Genomic DNA, 20,924 nt, shown 5'->3' on the forward strand with positions numbered 1-20,924 from the left:
CTTAGGCTTTTTTCAAATACCATTCACATTTCTTTGACAAAAGTATTCCTTATACTTATATAGACTTCAATGATTTTTGCTCAATATTTGCTGTATAGCCTTCCGGAACCACGACAGTTACCTGAGCATGCTCCGGATGTACAACCCGAATCTGAATTTTTTTCTGCTCTTCCTCTACCTGCCAAGATACATCAATTCTTCCTCCGCCTGGATGCGGCACACCGCCGCGAGCCCACTTCAGCCCGCATGGAACTGGCCTAACCTCGACACTAGTCCAGCCTGGAGAAAGCGACTTAATGCCAAGCAGTTCGCGACTAAGGAAATAAGCTGGAGCGGATGACCAAGCATGGCAATGCGAACGGGAAAGCATATCAGGGTTAGCGCGGTTTTCCGTGAAATTCGGATACTGCTCCCAGCACGTAGTTGCACCATGATCGATCATATTACCGTAGTTTAATCGAATATCGTCTACTATTAAATCTACTCTGCTTATCTTACTAAGCGCCTCGTAATAAAAGAAAGACATAAACGGACTGCCGATCTGTACAAATGGAGCAGGCGGGTCAATCAAATATCGATTAAGCACTTCCCTGCGCTCAAGCGGTGCTGTATCCGTTAAAATCGCAACAACCTGCGTTTGTACACTAATAACATTGGAGCGCCTTCCATCAGCATGAATACAGTCGATATAGGCTTGCTGCTCTTCACTCCACAGCTTCTCATTAATCGCTTGGCGAAGCTTAGCAGCTGCCTCTTGGAATAGCTCACTGTCCACAGTTTCTCCTACAAGTGTCCCCATACTGGAAGCCATCTCGAGCGTACGCGCCAGAAACATATTTTGATGCGTAACGATACCGTCATTCGGCTGATCAATAGGCGACCAGTCTAGCAGATTCCAGCCCTTCACATTAAATAGTCCTGATGCATCTATCTTGAGTAGATAATGACGCAGCGTAAAGCGAATATGCTCATACATTTCCTTGGCAAATGACTTGTCACCCGATTGCTCGTAATATTCATAGCATGCAATCGCCCAGAAGAAGGTCCAATTCGGGATAACGCTGCTCCAACCGCTAGGCACCTGATCCATATAAAGTGGAGTTTGATCCTTGGAGCCTGGAACTAGCCGCAGACAGCGTTTGATTATATCCTGCGCGCCAAATAAATAATTGCTTACAAGACCTTCATTGCGGCTGTCCCCCACCCAGAACACCTGCTCAAAGGCTGGACAATCTACAAACGTATCCTCCATGCACAGCTTTGTCGTATGCTTGGCGATTTCCCAAATATCATTCAGCCTACCGTCCGAGCATTCGAATCTGCCAACCTCTGCAATCGGATAGTTGCTTTGCACCATCTCCACGCCATAAATTTTAACAGGTGATTTCGCCTCACGAACATTAAGTGCCAGGTAACGGAAGCCGCGGCGAATCGGTGTTTCATAGCTTTGACGACCTTCTGAAGCTACGTAACGAATAGTGTGATCGAGCCCGAACATATCCTGTCGATAATCATCACGCATATATTCATAGCCATACCAATCGAGAATAGTGCCAGCCTCTGCCTCAATATCAAAGCGCAAATACCCGGAATATTCCTTGCCAAAGTCAATAACTATCTCACTATCATATCCTTCAAACAGAGGAATAACGCCTGCTTCAAGGTTTGGAATGATAGCTTGCTGCAATTGCTCCGGCACGACGTAGAATTCATTTTCTTTGCGCCATACACAAAGACTGAATACATCAGCCTCAGACACATACTTCGGATTGATTGGACGCAGCCAACTGCCATATTCGGCAAGCTCCCTTGCAGATGTTACCTTCGTCATCAGTTCCATATATATAGGGTGATTCACGTTTAGCGGACGATTGTATTGATGATCGATCAGCATAACCTCGTCGAAGGGGCCTACCGTATAAAAGGCGCTCTCGGCCGCTTCAGCTTGTTCGCCAAATAGATTAACAAAGGCAAGCTCTGCTCCGTTGTCGCTATAAGCGCCAATTTGAAGCTTGCCTGTATGAACAGTGCCCGATACGTCTATCAGAATAAAATGCTCGCCAGCTTGCAACTCTACATCCAAATACTTCTCGGGCGCATTGCCGTAAAAACTTTCCTCGCCAAAGATTTCTCCATTAATAGATAAACTCTTCAAACATTCGCCGCATGCAAGAAAGCCTAAAGTAATTTTACTGGATTTGCTGACTGATAGTCCCGCAGCCACATATCCAACAAATTGCAGCACATTAGCATGATCCTCGCTGCCGATAACTAGAGAATTGCGCACATCAACCGCTGTTGAAAGTGAAAAGGTTTTAAGCTTAGCAAGCGATTCAATTCGAGCTGGATAAACCACTTCTTCGGTCAGCATCGGAATATCACGCGGTACTAGTGACGACCATGGCTCTATACCGGCGGCTCCCAGAACGATTGCATCGCTCCACCCATCCACCGAAAAGGATGGCTCTGCCCATTCTGCTGTCCAATGCCTAGCATCGATATATTCAGAAAAGGCTTGCTGGCAGGACATTCTTGGGGCACGCGGCTGCTGACCAAGATGGACAGAGGTTTTCCAGCTGTTATCTGTTCCAATAAGCTGATTATTATATTGCAGCTCAAGAAGCAATCCGCCTTTGCCTCGCACATAATAAAAGGTGGAAACGCCAAAATGCAGCACTAGCACGGCGATTGTATTTTCTTGTCCCGCCTTCAGCAAATGCTTGATGTCATACGTATCATAGGACAGTTCTGCTGGCCATGACCGAACAGGCCCTCTTCCTAGCTGCTTGCCATTGACAAATAATACATATCTAGAGTCAGCAGTAATCCTCAGACTTCCGGATTCTATGTCTTTCTCGCCGATATAGAAAGATTTTCTAAAGCAACGCCACTCATTCCGCGGGCTTTCCTCTCCCGCTCCCCATATCCAGCTTGCTTGCCAATCCTGATTGCTCATTTCTCCCTTACCCTCTTCCCAAATAAATTTATTAGTATTATAAGCTATGAATTCGTAAATTTTGTAGGTTGATTAAGCCCCCATATAGGCTTATTATGACTACAAGAAAGAACGGCACACTCGTCCTTTAAAGACGTACGGTTTCTTCGATAATTCAAAAAATAAGTTTGAACAAGAAAGTAGGCTCAACGATGAAAAAAAACTATATGGTCGAGAAAGGCGAGGAGTTTTTTACCGGAGGGCTATCCTTATACGTTAACCGTGTAAATGAGCTGTTCGATTTGCCCAAGCATGTACATGATTTTATTGAAATATGCTATGTCTGGGAAGGAAGTGGCTTTCACTATATTGGGGACGAGACTGTTCGTGTATCAAAGGGAGACATCTTTTTTATTCCGATCGGCGTATCGCATATTTTTCGCCCCACTACAACACATTCCAAAAACAAGCTGATCATAGGCAACTGCATTTTTGATAAACGCATTTTCCGTTTTTTGACTGAACAGCTTCCAAAGGAATACGGCTTGTACTGGTTTAAGCACATGAATGGACAAACCGAGCAATGGCTGCAGGGCAAGGAGCAGCAGCAGGAATTTCATTTACTTTTTGAATCGCTGCACCGGGAATTCAATCAGAAGCGGCAAGGCTATGAGACGATGCTATTGGGTTTGCTTCTTCAGTTGCTTATTCATTTGGAACGAGCCCTTGAAACCAAAGCTCCCGATCTCAATCGCAATGAACAGCAGATTGAAAATATCTATTTCTTTATTCGTGAGCATCTCCATGAAAAAATAACATTATCACGCATATCCGATCATATTGGACTTAGCCAGCGGCAGCTCCATCGCATTATTACGCAATCAACCGGATATTCTCCTTCAATGCTTATCATTCGAGAACGTATTAAAAAAAGCAGTGAGCTGCTCTTGAATCCTGACTATTCACACTTTACTATTGTTGATATTGCATCCATGGTCGGTATTAACGATCCAAAACGGTTTCATCGCGCTTTCAAGGAACAGATGAACCGGACACCAGCGCAATATCGGCTTCATGCGATGCAGCCCTATGACCATGACTGACGAGGATAAATTATACTAAGGAGATTAGGACGATGGAAAGTGTGAAATTAAATAAAAGTGCTAACAGCTTAAGCATCCATTCCTTTGGGTTAAATACATGGGAAAGTTGTCAGCTTGGGTTGCCGCATGGCCAGCCGGCTGACAGCTATTTGATAACTATTCAAGAGAATAATAAAACCTTGTATATGCTTATCGATGGCGGCAAAAAGGGTCATGGAAAAGAAATCATTTTGCCCTACTTGCTCAGCAATAATATTCATCATTTGGATATCGTTATTCTTACTCATCCGCATCTTGATCACTTCGGTGGGATGATTGATTTACTTGTGAGCGGCAAACTTACGATCGGCAGCTTCATATACGCTCCTATCGCAGATCGGTTTATTGATCGTGGACCTGATGATCTCAATTATGCACAGTGGCTCCAATTTAAAAAAGTGTTGAACGATGCAAAAAAAGCAATAGGCGAAATCATTATTCCTGAAGCTGACCAGTTAGGAATAGGACAAACGATTACTCGCTCCTTGCAGCTCACATTAATTGCGCTTCCCGATAAATCACTCTTGCATGAGCCGACTAACTTAAACGATGTGAGTATCGTTTTTCGATTGGACTTTGGCAAATTCAGCGCATTGTTTACAGGTGATTGCGGAGCAGCGCAGGCGGAGCTTATTATGAAATCCGAATACAAAAAATGGATTGATGACGTTGTTCTTCTTAAAGCCTCCCATCATGGCGGAGATGAGGCTACTAATCGAGATTTTATCGCAGCCAATAATAGCAAAATTGTCCTTATTCCATGCAATTATACAGTGGTTGATTACCGCCCTGCCTTCATTGAAAACTTACATGCTTATACTCGAAATGGTGCCATTATACTTCGTGAAGATTTTGCTCTGCGAAGTGAGGTAATAACGGATGGAGCTGTCGTACATTGCAGGGTGACCAGAAGCGACTGCAACGAGGAATATGTTATTGTTTTATAATGAATCGCAAGCATCCTAGCCATAGAGAAACTCCACAACCGATTGAGGTTGTGGAGTAAATAGCATCATATGCCCGTTTACTAACCCACTACAGACTATCCGACATATTCAATAGATTGCTAATAGCTTGTGCTGCCTCAGCACGAGTTGCTGTCTTTTTAGGCAGAAACAAATTGTTCAGTACTCCTTGCATAAGACCGGACTTCCTTAATACTTGCACTGATGATATCGCCCAAGAAGCGATCTCATCACTATCAGAGTATTCTATTTCTATCGTTTCGACCTTTTCGACAGCTTGAATCATGTCATTTGCCCGGGCGAGCATAACTGCCATTTCCTCGCGTTGTATTAGCTTCTCTGGTCCAAAAAGCTCAGCCGACATTCCTTTAACAATGCCTGCTTCATATGCAGCATTCACAGCTTCCGAATACCAGCTGCCGGCTGGCACATCTTTGAAGCGCGCATCTTTGCTTGCCGATAGACCGAGTGCTCTAGTCAATAACGCCGTGAATTCTGCACGCGTAATTGCCTTACCTGGCGAGAAGGTCGTGTCGCTAACCCCTTTCACCACATGCTTGGCAGATAACTTTGTAATAGCTTCATGCGCCCAATGACTTGCCGGCACATCAGAGTAGGATTTCAAGTAAGACAAAACGGCATAGGTGCTAAATTGAGTCAGCTCCACATTAATCAGTTTTGTACTCTTACTCAATTTCCCACCTTTGTATTCCCAGCTCTTTGTGTTTGAATTGTAGTAGTACACTCCTAGCAAGCTTGCATCTATACTCGCAGTCCCATAAGGAAGCTGAACGAGTATCGGCTTATCAAACTTATTTAAGTTAAGCTCGCCATCTACCGTTTTTACAACGAGAGAAAGCTCTGCAACTGGACCAGCAGCTTGCAAATTTAGCCCTTTGGATGAATGGCCGACAAGCAGCTTTGATGTTTCCTTTTCATCCAAAGGCTTAACTTTCAAAGAAATATTAATGCCGCTGTCCGCCTTAGGCAGCTGCTGCAGCTGCTTTAATACGGCAGAATCGATCGTCAATGTAAGTCCCGATATAACAATTTTCAGCTTAGCTGAGCCAAGCAGATCGCCAGAATTAATCGGGACAATTAATTCATCCTTTCCATCTGGTACCGTTATGACAGCCAAACTCCCCATACCATTCCGTGCATTTTTAAGCTGCTCTTCCGTTATGATAAACGCATTGTCCGCTTCGGAAGATCCGTCGCCAGCCGGCGGATTAGGATTTAGATTTGTATTTTTTGTATACGTAAAAGTCAATAGTTTCAGTTCGGTTACTCCATCGCCGCCGATGAAGGCGTTGTAGGTTGCTGTAACATCCTTTGATAACGTATACCGGAACGAAAATTTGCCCGCTTCATCCGAGGAGGCTTGATCCAAATGTTCAAGCTCCCCTTTAGCATCCATTACACGAAGCGTTACTTGCTTTTTCGTGCCAGATGATATAGCTCCTTCAATGATAACCTGCCTATTAGCATCCACTTTTGCGGTTGCCGTAATCGTTACTGTAGACGAAGCGGCCCAAACGCCAGTGGAGCCGCTGGATAGCATAATGAGCAAAATAAGTATCGCTATTTTTCTCAATGGGATGATCCTCGCTTTCCCCGCTTTTCCCTTATGATTCCAGCTTACGAAGGGAAATGGTATAATGACCGCCTGTTTGCTGCGCTAAAGTCCGGATATACGCAAACTTTTGTAAATCGTCGTCATTTTTAATCGTTAGCGATTTCGGCTGCGTTTCTTTTGACTGATAGGAATAAGTGTATTTCAGTGCAGGTCCTTCTACCCAGCGCGTTTCCATCGCTACCTCAGAGCCAGCCGCCGGAGTTATTGTAATTTCCCATTCTTCTCCGGTAGCAACAGGGAATTTCAGCCATTTTGCTGCACCACTCAACACCGCTTCACTTAATGTCGCCGAATTGTATACGACTCCCTCATTTGCGTTTAACTCGATTGCATTCGCGTAAGTATTGCCGCGTATCGGCTGTACATCAGGCGGAGTAATGCCGTTATACAGCGTATAGCTGCCAGCTGTTGCTGCTGTTACTTTCAAATAATATACAAATGAAGGAGCGTATTGGTTGTTGAATGTAAGCTTGTCGGCTTGGCCTGGTCCAAGATTAGAGCTGCCTCTTGGCGTACCGCTATTCGCATCCCAATACCAAGCAAAGTTAAAGTCCGATCCCGCTGCTGATACCAAATGAAGCTCATAGCTGCTTAGGCCCGTAACTTTATACCATGTTTCTTTACCTGCTCCCGCAGCTGTACCTGCAAGCTGACTCGCATTCGGCAAATCGATGGCATTCATCATAGATGTCCCGTCTTTTACCGGCTTGCTGAGCGAGACTTTAAATTTACCGCTTGAGCCGTCATTCGGGAATACACGAAGCATAATATGCGTATCCGAATGGCCGGGATTGCTTACCAGCATGGATTGCACGTCTGCTGATTTGCCATAGGAGAACCCACTGTGAGGAGTTTGAGTTGACGCCCAATGACGTGTTTCCATATCAAATTTCGAACCATTAAGCGGAGTAAGGGTAACCACCCAATCTTCTCCTGCTTTAATTGGGAACTTGATCCACACCCTGGAGGACACATTGTCAGCAGATATATAAATATCTCCTTCGACAGCGTCTACATTGACCGGATTATCCCATGTATCTCCAACCGGGAGCGGAATTTCCGTTTCATCGATCGGAATTTTTTCATAGACGCCGTTAATGAATTTGGCTGTATCGTCATATACCGCTCGTACTTTAGGCTTCGAGCTGTTGTAGATATCTCTTAGCACTGTACGCGCCCCGACGTAATAGCCTGTAATCGTTTCGTTCAGTTGAGAGCGGACAAGTTCATTCAAATAAGCATAGTACTTACGAATCGAGTAATCGCCATTATACAGCTGTCCGTCATAATCTGTAGCCCAGCCAGACCAGGTAATATGGTAATCCCCTTCTACCTCGACTCCCATTCCAAAGCGTTTAGCAGTGGCAACTGTCGTTTGAAGACGGCTTAGATCCACGGTCGCCGCTTTCGAGTTCGGACCGTAGGCGGAGCTGAAGAAATAGTTCGGCTGCATCATAACGGCATCGAAGCCCAGATCTTTCCAAATTGTAATGCCGTTGGATTGGAAGAACGGAATCCAGTAAAACTTTTTTTCCAAGCTATGAATTTTATTTGATGTGTGCTTGATGAGGTCTTCTTCATTAGTTGTCCTAAACGGCACTTCCTCCCGCAGCCAATAGAAGCCTGCAAGCTCCAGATGCTCATAGCCCTTCTCGTCGAACAGCTCCATAGCGGTATCAATGTACCAGTCGATTGCTTTTGTTCTCGCTTCGAACGAAGCTTCTTCCCCATTTCGGATTCCGAAATTAATCGTTTCTTCGTTTAATACTCCCCAATCGACTGTAGACTCAGGATTCGGGAATGGTACCGATATAACGACTTTCGTCTTGTATTCCGGATCATCTAGCTCCTCCTTCGCTTCCTCTGTCGCAGCATTCAATGCTCCAATATGCTGACCTTCCTTAAACATTTCATCCAAAAACATTTGCCACTTGTCTTTCGTAGTGTAATCATTAAACACGCTTCCGCCTTGTGTGAACAGCATCGTATCAAACAACCATCCTGTTCTGTTGCCATCGGTATCTGTATGGGCAATAACCGATTTGAAATCGTCCTTCACCCACCTGCCGAGTGCACTATTCGATCCGTCCGCAGGATAATAGTATACAAGATACATATTTTTCACGCCGCCTGACTCTGCAAGCGTTGGCGGAGCCGCATCAACAGGCGCGACTTCGGCCGGAAGCACGTCTACAGACCGGTCGGACGGCTTAGCGTCCCTGCCGAGCACTTGAATTTCATCGACGAAAGTAAACATTCCGACTTCGAACTCTACTTTCACATAACGCGCTGCAACATTAATGCCTGTCTGGGCAAGCTCTTGACGCGACGCAGCCTGACTGTTGGAATATTCCGGCTTTAGTTGTCCGGCACTATACCAATTGACATTATCGTTGGACAGCGCGAAATTAATATAGCGGGGCAGCTCAACGGCAGCCAATCTTTCTTGCAGAAATCCGCCAATAACAGAATCTACGTATTTAGTCTCACCTAAATCCAGGACAACAGATCGGCTTACTTGCCGGCCAAATCCTGTCCAGTTTTTGTCCTGGAACGCGCTCACTTCAGTAATAACAGCCGTCTTACCGTCAGTCAGCTCATAATCTGTACCGTTGTCCCTGGCTGTCCGTAATTCGTAAGCCATAACATCCCGGTCAGGGAACGATTGGGTTACGGTATACGGCAAGCCCAGCGCCAGATTTTCATATTCGTCATCCAAAGCCGGGAAGCGGTACGAGTTGGAGAGCGGCTGCATTCTCGTAAAGCTGTCCCAGACGAATACCTTCACATATTTTCCTGTTACTACAGGCGGCAGCTTGAACCCTGCATTGAAAACTTCCTCCGAATCTGCGCTTATGTGCTTATCGATAAAAGCCACATTTTCCATAATGTTGCCCGCGTTGAACAAAGCAACAATCATCGTAGCTTGAATGGCAGATGCCGACTCATTTTTTACCGTAACATTTGCGCGAATGAAACCGTTCGTAGAAAGCTCGTGAATTCGTTCTCCCTCATAATTAGTAAACAGAGGTTTTTCAACTTTTAGAAGATGATCAGAAACTGCAGTTGGAACGATTGAAAAGAGCTGCTTAGATGCTGCAGCAACAGCAGCAGCAGGAGGAGATTGCTCTGCTTGAACCTGAGGCGCAATCAGCCCCAGTGCCATAATTACGGCAAGCAATGATTGAATAAGCTTAGATCTTCTTTCCATCATATACCTCCAATCACATTATCAAAATAAAATAATTCGGATGGGGGGCTATCCGCGCATCCTATTGCAATTCGGACAGCCCATAGCTTCAAAGTGCTAATTAATATTTAACCTTTTCTTTGAACTTTTCATACTGCTTATGCCATTCTGCCTTATACTCCGTCCACTTGCCCTTTTTCTCCAGATCATCGCGATAATCTTTCCAAGCCGCTTCAAACTTGTCTGATGATTCAGCGAGAAGCATTTTAGCGCGATATTCTATCTCAATAGCATCAATTTGTGGTTTGTATTTTTCTATAGTGCCTCCCTGCAGCACCGGCACTGAGTCATAGTTGTGACCCGCTCGCTTTGTGCCTTGACCAGCGAGCAGCATACCGCTTTTCTTTTGCAGTTCATATTTAACTTTCTTTACAGTGTCTTCATTTGTATCCACGTCAGGGACGGTCGTATTGGCCAGGAACCACGGCTGAAGGCCGTACTTTTGCAGCAAATTATTGTCGCCGCTAGACAGATCAGTTTTGAACTCTTCATTAAATCTCCAAATCGTTTTGGTATCGTCAATGTAATTCCATACATACTTGGGGGCTTCACCAGGGGGACCATAATCAACTGTCATAACATTGTTGCCTATCGTCCAATCAAGGAATTGCAGAGAAGCCTCGATATTCTCGCCTTTCATCACGTAAGCACCCGTCCAAGGAAGCGGATTTGTTGATTCAATCGCACCTAATTGACTGACTCCATCTACTTTAGGGAAAGGAATCGCTTCGAATGTAGCTGTCACATCAGATTTGTCCTGCAAAGGCGCCCAGCCATTCTCGGCGATATCAGACATCGAACCGATATAGGCTGCAGCCCGGCCAGTCGTCAGCTTCTGCAAATAGAGTTCCTTCTTATGCGTCGGCGCTTCCTTATCGAGCAAACCGGCCTGATACATTTTGTTAAGCCATGCCCAAGTAGCCTTATAATTATCATGATCGCGCGCCGCAATGAATCCACCATTGCCGTCAGGAGACATTCCGCTTGCTTCCTGAGCGGTGTCGATGCCAAAAGCAGCTGCTATAGATCTCCAGCCTTTAAAGTTGTCACCCATCGTTAAAGGAATAAGCGGGTTGCTGTTCTGATCCTTCAATTTGGCCGCTTCGCTCAGAAACGCCTCAAATCCTTCCATTGTTGCTAGGCTTTCCTTCGTTGAGCCAGTCTGCTCCAAAATATCCGTGCGAACGAAAATGCCCTGCTGACCCCAAGCCCAGAAACCATCCTCAATTCTTGTCGTTTCGCTTCCTTCAATATCAATAAACAGTGGAATGAAATAAGTATGGCCGTCCTCGGCAACGGAATAATCTTTAATCGCTTGAGGAATTCGGTTTAAATTTGGATATTTTTCAGGCATATTTAAATACTCTTCAATTGGCACTACCACGTCTGCATTCAAGAAGTCGGTTTGAGCAGGGCCATTAGGTCCATAAAATGCCCATACGTCTGGAATATCACGGCCAGTCAGCTTCAACCTTCTGCCCGTATCCTCGTTGTCTCCGGTTTCATAGGTCCACTTTACGTTGACTCCGGATGCCTCTGCGCGCAGCTTATCGAAAATTCCATCGTTTTTCACCGGCGGAATCCAGTTAATACCTACGTGCACCGTAATATTTTTCATTTCCTTCGGCTTATCGCTAGGCTTTGAGGTTGCAGCCGATTGACTTGGACTTGAACTTGGACTGCTATTCGTGCTTCCATCGCCCGATTTGCTAGTGCAGGCAGACAAGAAAAGCAGAGTAACGATTACAATCAAGCTAGCTAATTTCCTCTTGTTCAATGCGCTCAAACCCCTTTAAGTGTTTTTTTATATTGAACCTTTTATCGGCTTCGGGCCCTTTCGGCCGATAAATGGACCAATCCCGCTCACAGAAAAGCTAAAACCATAATGTTTCTACCCGCTAATACTTGAACCTCTCAACCTTTAACACTGCCGATTAGTACGCCCTGCACGAAATATTTTTGCAAAAACGGATAAATGAGCAGCACTGGAATCGTGCCCAGTACAACTACTGCCATGCGCAAAGAGGTTGGCGTTACAGCTCTGCTCGCTGCTTCTGTTAATGCCGCCGCATTGTTTCCGCCGCGCAGATTTTCAGCTGCTTCCGCATTGACTAGCATCGACTGCAGAAAGGTTTGCAGCGGTTTCAGCTCTAGCTGGTTCACATAAAAGGCGCCATCAAACCAGCTGTTCCAATGCGCCACAGCAGTAAAGAGCGTGATGGCGGCAAGCATAGGCATAGAGGTCGGGATGACAACCCTCCAAAATATTGTTAGGGCGTTAGCGCCGTCGATTTCAGCTGCTTCAGTAAGCGCCTCGGGAATATTCTCAAAAAAGGATCTCATTACAATTAGGTTCCATACACTTAGAGCTGTCGGGATGATGTACACCCAAAACGTATTTATTAGGTGCAAATCTCGCAATACAATGTAGTAAGGAATTAGCCCTCCCGAAAAGAGCATCGGAATTAAAAAGTAAATGCTTAGCGCTTTGCGTCCCGGCAGCAGCCGAAATGACAGCGCATACGCGGCAAATCCCGTAACGACTACACCGAGTGCTGTACCAAACACCGTTCTCATTATAGAGATCCAAAACGCGTCCTGGACTAAAGGATTTGTGAGCACAGTCATCACATTAACCCAAGTAAACTGTCTGGGCCAAAAATAAATGCCGCCCTTTATAGAGTCCAGCCCTTCATTAAGCGCCAAAGCCGTCATGTATATAAACGGATAAAGCGCGGTTGCAGCCAGCAAGGTTATTAAAATGTTATTGAGTAGCTGATAGCTTCTTTCGCCGAGTGTCATTTTCATTGAAGCGTAGGCCTCCTTCCTTAGAACAATCTAGATCCGCCAAAACGGCGTGACAGACTGTTTGCACCGATAACGAGTAATAGTTGAATAATTCCCGTTGACAGCCCAATCGCAGCAGCAGGTCCGTAATAACCAAGATTGAGCCCGGTTCTAACGACGTAAGTGTCCACCACTTCTGATACCGGCATATTCACAGGGTTTTGCAATGGGTAAATTTGATCAAATCCTGCATTTAACAGATTAGGAATAGTTAGAATAAGCATTATGGAAATCGTCGGTAGCATGCACGGAAGCGTAACGTTCCACATTTGCCTCCATTTGCTAGCTCCATCTACTTTTGCTGCATCATATAATTGCGGATCAATACCTGCAATGGCTGCGAGGAATATAATTGATCCCCATCCCACTTCCTTCCAAATCGATGACACTACGATGAGAGGCCGGAACCAATCTTCCTTGCCCATGAAATATACTCTGTCCAGCCCAAACGATGCTAGAATGTTATTGACAAGACCATTCGATTCTGCGAGTAAAATTTCGATAATATAAGCAACGATAATCCACGATACAAAATGGGGCATATAAGTAAGCGATTGTATAATTCTTTTGAAGCGCTGATTGCGTACCTCGTTAAGCATGATCGCCAGCAATATGGGAGCAGGGAAGCCGAATATAAACTTGAGCGCCGTAATCCATATCGTATTTTCGAACACCTTCCAAAAATCTTTATCCGTTATAAAAGAAAAATGCTCCAATCCAACCCAAGGACTTTTCCACAAACCAGCAAAAATATTGTAATCACGAAATGCAATTTGAATCCCGGCAAGCGGTAAGTAGCTAAATAAAAAAACTACAACGACACCTGGCAGCAGCATGAAATAATGCCAACGAAACTTCCAAATTTTCTTCCACACAACCATGTAAGACTTCTTGCTTTCAACGCTTGTATGCGCATTCAAATTAGCTGCAGTAATTTTCATTATCTCACCTCTGGTTTTATACAGTTTTATAATAGCATCCTGACCAAATGCTGAATATGCAGAACATATTGCATTTGTATCGTATTTTTACATAAGAGAAAACGACAATTGCAGCACCAGTTGAACACAAAAACAGCAGGCACACTTTATATGCGTGGCCTGCGTAAATATGATGTAGCAGCATTATCCCGCTATCCGTTTATTTCTCTAAACTTGCCCGGCGTCATTCCTGTAAAATCGCCAAATACTTGAACAAAATGGCTATCACTCATGTAGCCTACCTGCTGGGAAATTTCATTTATTCTTAAATAGCTGTCTACTAATAGCTTTTTAGCTTTATTCATTCTAGCGGAGGTTACGAATTCAGAAAAAGAGCAGCCCATTTCCTGCTTGAACAGTCTGCTGAAGGCAGAAGGATTCATATTAACCGCTTCAGCAGTTTCTGTGAGCGTAACTGCAATGCTCAAGTCTTTATGCACATATTCGCAAGCCAGCTTTATTGTTCTTTTTTTGGACTTCAATTGACCCTGCTCCGTCAACTCTGTTTGCTTTTTTTCCGATTTCCGAAAACCTAGCTCCTCTGCGACGACAAGAAGCGCATCAATAATTTCCTCATCCGGACTCGGCTTTATTAAGTAATTGGCAACACCTAGCTGCAATCCTTTTCGGGCATATTCAAAATCGCTCCAACCTGTGAGCAATATGGCTTTTAATTGGGGCAATTCCATTTTTAGCTGCTTAATAAGCTCCAGTCCGTCCATATAAGGCATTCGAATATCCGTGAGCAATACATCTGGACGAAGGCGCAAAGCCATCTCGAAAGCTTCTCTGCCATCAATGGCAACCCCCTCCAGATGAATGCCGTATTTATTCCAATCTATATCTGTGGTAAGCGAATCTCTTACATACTGCTCGTCATCCGCGATAAGAAGCTTCATCGTTATTGCCATCCCCCTTAGGTATTCGTATCGTAATATGTGTGCCTTTACCTTCCGAGCTTTCAATAGAAAAAACAAAATTTTGTCCGTACTTCAATTGCAGCCTGCGGTAAATATTTTTCAATGCATAGCCGGAGCCTTCAAAGCCGTCCTTGGCTTCCTTTGCGCCTAAATCGTTGTATAACCCCTCCATCGCATGAAAGTTTTGTATAAATTGCCGCAGCTTGTTAAGCTGGTCATCCGACATGCCAACCCCATTATCAGATATGCTTATAAGAAGATTGGACCTGAGAAGTGTGAAATTTATTCTTATAACGCCTTGTCGTGAAATTGTTTCCAGTCCATGCTTGACCGCATTTTCAACAATGGGCTGTACAATTAGCGAAGGAATTTGAAATTGCTCAGAGCCTGGCTCCATATAAACGTCCAAATGATATTTGTCTGGCGTGCGAATATTTAAAAGATGTATGTAGTGGGCAATATGCTCGATTGTTTCTACGACGGATCTTGTGTTTTCCCCCTGATTCAGGCTGGCTCGAAATAGTTTGGACATGACCATAAGGGAATTTGCTAAATGTTTATCCACACGTTTAGCCATAGAATATAAAGCGCCTAACGTATTGTATAAAAAATGCGGATTTATTTGGTTCGTTAAGTAACTTAGCTCCGCTTGCTGTCTAGCGATACGTTCCTGATATCCCGTCCGAATCAATTGATCCTGCGTCTCGACCATTTGATTAAACCCCTCGGCTACTACACCGAATTCATCTGTTTGGACGTACTTTACTCTAGCTGACAAATCGCCTGCTTCAACCTTTTTCATTTCCGTGAGCAGCTGCTTTAGAGGAACATGGACGCTTTGAATAAGCAAATGTCCCATCCATAGAGCTAAAAAAATGGCAATAAATCCGTAAACATAGGTCAGCGTGCTAAGCAGCTGCAATCCGCCCATAAAATCCTTCAATGGAGCAACAGATACTATAGACCAGCCTGTAAGCTTTGACTGAGAACGGGCAACCAACCAATCTTTATCAATATAATAATTTTCTTTCTGCTGATTTAACAAACTCGGCTTAATGCCTAAATATTTGCCTATCATATCGCCGGTACGCAAAACCTCATTACCATGCTCGTTGAAAAGCATTAAAGATGATTCTGCTTTTTTTGCGGCTTCGCCCAGAAGATCAAGAATGGTATATTCCAAATACCCGACTCCAATAATGACAGGCATATGTTGCATACCTATTCCAGGCACAGAGCGTACGAATGTAATCTGCTGATTACCGCTCTCGCGCGCAGGAGTTAAGTCCAATAAAGAACCCGCAGGCATAGAATGAGTGGCATCTGGATATATCCAATATTTGAACCTGCCTTCATCGCTTTGTTTCAGCATCCAATTCAAAGCGATATGATCGGTTGCTTTATAAATACCAAATCTTGTAGATATAACCTCATTTGTATAGGGAAAATAAATCCATATCGAAGTAGCGCGCGATTCAGTTTTTAATATATTGTCCAACTGATTCTGAAACGCCATAATATCAAGCGCGTCTTGCTCAGTTAAGGAAATCTGCTGATGATCGAGCAAAAAATTACGAGTCAGCGGCTCAGACTCTATTACGGCAGACAGCCTTACAGCGCCAAGCAACGTTTCATCCAACCAGGAGATAGACAGCTCGAGCGATTTGCTCATTTGCCCGCCTGCCTTTTCCTCTAAAATTTGCTGAGCCTGTTGAAGAAAAATAAATAAAAAAAAACAACTGGAATTAATACGAGAGATACGTAAGAAACTATCTTTCTTCTGATCGTGAATCTTTTTTGTAGTTGGAGTCCTGTTACTTTCATCCACTCACCTCTAAATGAACTAGTTTCCCTAGAAAAATAATTGTATTAAATGGTTAATTTGTATTATTATGTAGTTAATAAATTAACTACGATTTTTCTCTAAGGAGAGACCTAATCTATGAAACCACTATTTTCATTTTCTGTGCTTTCCGATCTTCATTTCATGGCTTATAAAGATACGGATCTCCCCGTAGAATGGGTTCCATTCCTACAGCGTGAAATTCAATTCGTAAACTCATTGAAGCCTAGTTTCATAGTGATCAACGGCGACTTAACCAATGGCAAAGAAAGAGATTACAAGCTAGCGGCTTCAACTATGCAACAAGTCAAGATGCCTGTCTTCTATACGATGGGAAATCATGAATACTACGGTATTTATGAAGAGCACAGTTTTACTAATGAGATAGCCCATCAACGTTTTTTAGATTATACAGGGTGTCCATCTATTTATTACGAAAAAATTATTCATGGCTTTACTTTTTTGTTTTTAGCTACTGAAAATTACACAACAGGCGGCAATGAGGCCGGATGGATCTCTGCTGCTCAGTTAAATTGGCTGCAAGAAAGACTTAAACTCTCCTACAAAAAGCCTGTATTTGTATTTCTGCACCATCCTGTTAATAAAACTGTTGCCGAGTCTGACCATACCTGCATGCAGTCCAATGAACTCCGCAAAATTTTCAGCAAACATCCAGGTGTTCTTTTGTTCTCAGGTCATACTCATTGCAGAATGGATAGAAATGATCAATTCATTAAAGAGGAAGGTATTATTTTTATTGGAGGTGGTTGCCTTTATCAAGAGGTACCCCAATCTCGCTGGGTTGATGTGTATGAGAACTATGCTGTAATTCGTCTGATCAATCATAAAGATCGCAAATGGCTTGACGATTTTCAAGAAACTATTAACTTTAATAACTACCATATTCAAGAAAATGAATAGTCAGGTTACACTTAATATATGTAGATTTTGCTCTATCGTCAATATTGGATTTTTGATATTTATATAATTTTTTATATAACATATATGCAATATAGTTTAAAAGAACATAGAAGCTGCGAAGTTACCGCAGCTTCTAATTTTCACCCTATAATAGCAACTATGCTAAATTACAGCCATTTTGAATAAGCTTGCTTCTCAACGTTTCGCCTTCTAGTTCCCTAGGCTTAATCCCCCTTTCTACACACATCGCAGCAGCAGTGCCTGCGGCTTCGCCAAGTGCACGACAATTAGATTCAATACGTATAGCGGATTGGGCATAAAAATCTGCTGAAATGCAACGGCCGGCCACCAATAATGAATCGATTTTCTTAGGCACTAGACAGCGATACGGTATTTCACAAAATTGTCCTTCAGGCAAGTGCCTGAAATCATCGGGGGAGCCATTTTCATCACGATTGGGATTATGAACATCTATTGGATAGCAGCTCCGAGCAATGGCATCCGTAAACTTGGCGCCTGTACAAACATCCTTCTCCGTTAATGTATATTCGCCCATAATTCTTCGGGACTCACGCACTCCAACCATTTGGGATGTCAGCACTATATAGGCTTGCTCGAAGCCTGGAATATACCTCTTCAAAAACTGCTCCAGCCTTAATATAATATCTCTGCCTTGTAGAACAGCCTCTGTTAAATGGAAAATATTCGTTCCATCCACATTCCCTGTAATTCTGGGGCAATTGAATGCCAGCTCTCCAGGTCGTCCGGGGACAGAAAAAAATTGAAAGTATTCACCGTCGGAAGGTTTAAGTATTCCGTCATCAACCGCCTGTTGAAGTACTGGCTCTAGCGGCATATGACTTCCCCATACTGAAGCCGCATGCATAAAGGGATAATCGGCGCATATGCCTCCAATAGAACGAATATAATCCGCTACTTTAGGCAGACTCACATTCCCCATATGAAAACGCATAGACATGGCTTGATTTTTCCCGTTATTATAAGGGTTTCCTGATTCGAATGGCGCATTGGAGCGATAGGCAATATCACCGTCACCTGTGGCGTCAATTGTAACCTCTGCGCGAATCAATATTCTACCACTCTTATTTCCAACTACAATGCCTGCAACGCAATTATTTTCAATTAATAACTCATGGACAAATGAATAATATAAACAGCGAACCCCTGCTTCAACCGCCAGATGTTCTAACACAAATTTTAGTTTTTCTGGATTGAACCATCCGCTGTTGCCGTCCTGCGCAGTCGCACCGTCTCCCGACTGCGCAAGCAGCGTATTGATTTCTTCGCTTATTCCCGTATTTAACGGGTGGCGGTCGATATGGTTGGACATCATGGGGGTGACCAGCGCTGCGGTAGCAGTACCGCCGAGAAAGCCATTTTGTTCAACTAAGATAGTACGAGCTCCCGAACGGGCGGCTGCAATTGCCGCTACTGCTCCTGAGGTGCCTCCTCCAACGACCAGGACATCCGTAGTTAATACTGTATCCTTTTTTGGATTCCATTCTGTCAATCCAACCATCTCCTTAAATTAAATGGCATGCTACAAATCTATCATTACCAACTTCACGAAACTGCGGATCTTCCGTTTTGCATCGATCAATTACATATGCACATCGAGTATGAAATGGGCAGCCTGTAGGCGGATTCAAAGGAGATGGCACTTCCCCCTCAAGAATAATTCGATCCTGGCTTCTTTCCGGGCTGACTTTTGGAACTGCAGAAAGCAATGCTTTCGTATAGGGATGCAAAGGCTCGTCATACAATTGCTCTGTTTTTGCCGTTTCTACTATTTTTCCAAGGTACATAACGCCAACTCTTGTAGAAAATGATTCTATTACAGCCAAGTTGTGTGCAATAAACAAATAGGTTAGCCCGAATTCCTCCTGAAGATTTTGAAGCAGCTTCAAAATTTGTGCTTGTATAGAAACGTCAAGCGCAGAGACCGGCTCATCACAGACTATAAATTTTGGGTTTAGTGCCAATGCTCTTGCTATACCGACCCTTTGCTGCTGACCACCGCTTAATTCATGAGGATAGGCATTCATCATCGAGTTGTTCAAGCCGACAAGCTCCATCAAATACTTGGCCTTTTCCATACGCTCCTGCCTCGAAACATGTTTATTGTGAAGTACAATCGGCTCTGTAATGTTAGCCCAAACGCTTAAATGAGGAAACAATGAAGAATAAGGATCTTGAAATATAATTTGCATTTTTTGTCTATGCTGGCGCATTTGGACATCTTGGTAATTAGTAATATTATTTCCATCAAAAAAAATTTCGCCCTTTGTTGAAGAATGCAGCTTCAGTAACACTCTAGCCAAAGTGGACTTTCCGCTTCCGCTTTCGCCAACCAGCCCGAATGTTTCACCGGGATAAATAGACAACGATATATCCTTTAAAGCATGGAGCTTATTCCTGCCTGTATGGAACACTTTATATATATTTCTAGCTTCAACTAATGGATAGCGCTCAAGCGGTTGCTGCATTGTCATCCCCCTCTTTGTCCATATTCCAGCATGCTGCATAATGATTATCTCCTACTCCCGTAAGCTCTGGACTCGCTATGCAAGCTGAAGTAACATGATTGCAGCGCGATGCGAAGGCACAACCCTGCATATCATCGCTCATATTAGGTGGCGTGCCATTGATTGGCTCAGGAGATTTGCGTACTCCAAGCACTGGTGTAGACTTCAGCAGCGCTTTGGAATAAGGATGACGCGGCGCCGATAGAAATTGGTTTATTGAGGCCGATTCGACTATTTTTCCAGCATACATAACCAAAATACGATCGCAATATTGAGCCGCCACGCCGAAATCATGGGTTATTATAACGACTGACATTCCGAGTTCATCCCGCATCGAGCTTATTAGCTCCATTATTTGCGCTTGTACTGTTACATCGAGCGCTGTAGTTGGTTCATCTGCTATTAACAGCTTGGGGCTGCATGCAATCGCCATTGCAATGACAGCTCTTTGACGCATACCGCCGCTAAACTCAAACGGATACTGCTTCATCCTCAGCTCAGGTGAAGGAATGCCGACACGCTTCAATAATTGAATAGTATGCTCTTTAGCGGCACTCCTTCCAGTTAGCTTGTGCCAAAGAATCGGCTCCATGATTTGCTTGCCTATTGGAAGCGTCGGGTTTAATGAACTCATAGGATCCTGAAAGATAAAGCCAATGTCCTTGCCTCTTATACTCTGTTGTTCTTTTGCAGTTAATGAGAGCAGGTCATAACCCATAAACGTCGCGCTTCCGCTAACTATTTTCCCGGATTTTGGAATTAAGCCCATTAAAGCTTTTACGCAAACACTTTTACCGCTGCCGCTTTCTCCGACGATGCCAACTATTTCTTTCTTATATACATCAAACGATATACCGTTGACTGCTTTGACAATTGTGTCGTTTCGTTCGAATTGGACTTGTAATTCTTTAACCTCCAACAATTTTTCCAACATCTCTC

Annotated in this window: 14 protein-coding genes; 3 read left to right on the forward strand and 11 right to left on the reverse strand. The window is 43.8% G+C overall.

What is annotated here, in order from left to right; genetic code table 11:
* Positions 1-55 precede the first annotated feature (55 nt).
* On the reverse strand, positions 56-2,956 hold the full coding sequence (locus V1L65_RS07285) for a family 78 glycoside hydrolase catalytic domain (RefSeq protein ID WP_331698447.1): 2,901 nt from the start codon (positions 2,954-2,956) through the stop codon (positions 56-58).
* A 191-nt stretch (positions 2,957-3,147) separates the two neighbouring features.
* Here V1L65_RS07285 and V1L65_RS07290 point away from each other — a divergent pair, with 191 nt between their 5' ends.
* Positions 3,148-4,038, forward strand: a complete 891-nt coding sequence (locus V1L65_RS07290) for an AraC family transcriptional regulator (protein WP_331698448.1) — start codon at positions 3,148-3,150, stop codon at positions 4,036-4,038.
* A gap of 32 nt (positions 4,039-4,070) precedes the next feature.
* A complete protein-coding gene (locus V1L65_RS07295; protein ID WP_331698449.1) occupies positions 4,071-5,024 on the forward strand; it encodes a ComEC/Rec2 family competence protein in 954 nt (317 codons plus the stop codon).
* An 88-nt stretch (positions 5,025-5,112) separates the two neighbouring features.
* Here the strand turns inward: V1L65_RS07295 and V1L65_RS07300 are convergent, their stop codons facing one another.
* The 7 genes from V1L65_RS07300 to V1L65_RS07330 form a co-directional block, all read right to left on the reverse strand.
* Entirely contained in the window at positions 5,113-6,636 is a 1,524-nt protein-coding gene (locus V1L65_RS07300; RefSeq protein ID WP_331698450.1) for an S-layer homology domain-containing protein, read from the reverse strand.
* A gap of 31 nt (positions 6,637-6,667) precedes the next feature.
* The gene (locus V1L65_RS07305) at positions 6,668-9,889 is read right to left on the reverse strand and encodes a DUF4855 domain-containing protein (protein WP_331698451.1); all 3,222 of its coding nucleotides are present in this window, start codon (positions 9,887-9,889) and stop codon (positions 6,668-6,670) included.
* A 100-nt stretch (positions 9,890-9,989) separates the two neighbouring features.
* The gene (locus V1L65_RS07310; RefSeq protein WP_331698452.1) at positions 9,990-11,705 is read right to left on the reverse strand and encodes a hypothetical protein; all 1,716 of its coding nucleotides are present in this window, start codon (positions 11,703-11,705) and stop codon (positions 9,990-9,992) included.
* A gap of 137 nt (positions 11,706-11,842) precedes the next feature.
* Positions 11,843-12,736 carry a carbohydrate ABC transporter permease gene (locus V1L65_RS07315; protein WP_331698453.1) on the reverse strand — a complete coding sequence of 298 codons (894 nt, stop codon included), beginning with the start codon at positions 12,734-12,736 and terminating at the stop codon, positions 11,843-11,845.
* 20 nt (positions 12,737-12,756) lie between these two features.
* The gene (locus tag V1L65_RS07320) at positions 12,757-13,716 is read right to left on the reverse strand and encodes an ABC transporter permease (RefSeq protein ID WP_331698454.1); all 960 of its coding nucleotides are present in this window, start codon (positions 13,714-13,716) and stop codon (positions 12,757-12,759) included.
* A gap of 191 nt (positions 13,717-13,907) precedes the next feature.
* A complete protein-coding gene (locus V1L65_RS07325; RefSeq protein WP_331698455.1) occupies positions 13,908-14,654 on the reverse strand; it encodes a response regulator transcription factor in 747 nt (248 codons plus the stop codon).
* The gene (locus V1L65_RS07330) at positions 14,632-16,347 is read right to left on the reverse strand and encodes a sensor histidine kinase (RefSeq protein ID WP_331698456.1); all 1,716 of its coding nucleotides are present in this window, start codon (positions 16,345-16,347) and stop codon (positions 14,632-14,634) included. Before V1L65_RS07330 ends, V1L65_RS07325 begins: the two co-directional genes overlap by 23 nt.
* A 270-nt stretch (positions 16,348-16,617) precedes the next feature.
* Here V1L65_RS07330 and V1L65_RS07335 point away from each other — a divergent pair, with 270 nt between their 5' ends.
* A complete protein-coding gene (locus V1L65_RS07335) occupies positions 16,618-17,439 on the forward strand; it encodes a metallophosphoesterase family protein (protein WP_331698457.1) in 822 nt (273 codons plus the stop codon).
* A gap of 157 nt (positions 17,440-17,596) precedes the next feature.
* Here the strand turns inward: V1L65_RS07335 and V1L65_RS07340 are convergent, their stop codons facing one another.
* From V1L65_RS07340 to V1L65_RS07350, 3 genes are read right to left on the reverse strand one after another with little or no spacing between them, the layout of a single operon-like run.
* Positions 17,597-18,970: an FAD-dependent oxidoreductase gene (locus tag V1L65_RS07340; protein WP_331698458.1), complete on the reverse strand. Its 1,374-nt coding sequence runs from the start codon at positions 18,968-18,970 to the stop codon at positions 17,597-17,599.
* A 13-nt stretch (positions 18,971-18,983) separates the two neighbouring features.
* The gene (locus V1L65_RS07345; RefSeq protein WP_331698459.1) at positions 18,984-19,952 is read right to left on the reverse strand and encodes an ABC transporter ATP-binding protein; all 969 of its coding nucleotides are present in this window, start codon (positions 19,950-19,952) and stop codon (positions 18,984-18,986) included.
* On the reverse strand, positions 19,930-20,919 hold the full coding sequence (locus V1L65_RS07350) for an ABC transporter ATP-binding protein (protein ID WP_331698460.1): 990 nt from the start codon (positions 20,917-20,919) through the stop codon (positions 19,930-19,932). The genes V1L65_RS07345 and V1L65_RS07350 overlap by 23 nt, the downstream gene beginning before the upstream one ends.
* Positions 20,920-20,924: the final 5 nt, after the last annotated feature.

Source organism: Paenibacillus sp. IITD108, assembly GCF_036541265.1.
GTDB lineage: Bacteria > Bacillota > Bacilli > Paenibacillales > Paenibacillaceae > Pristimantibacillus.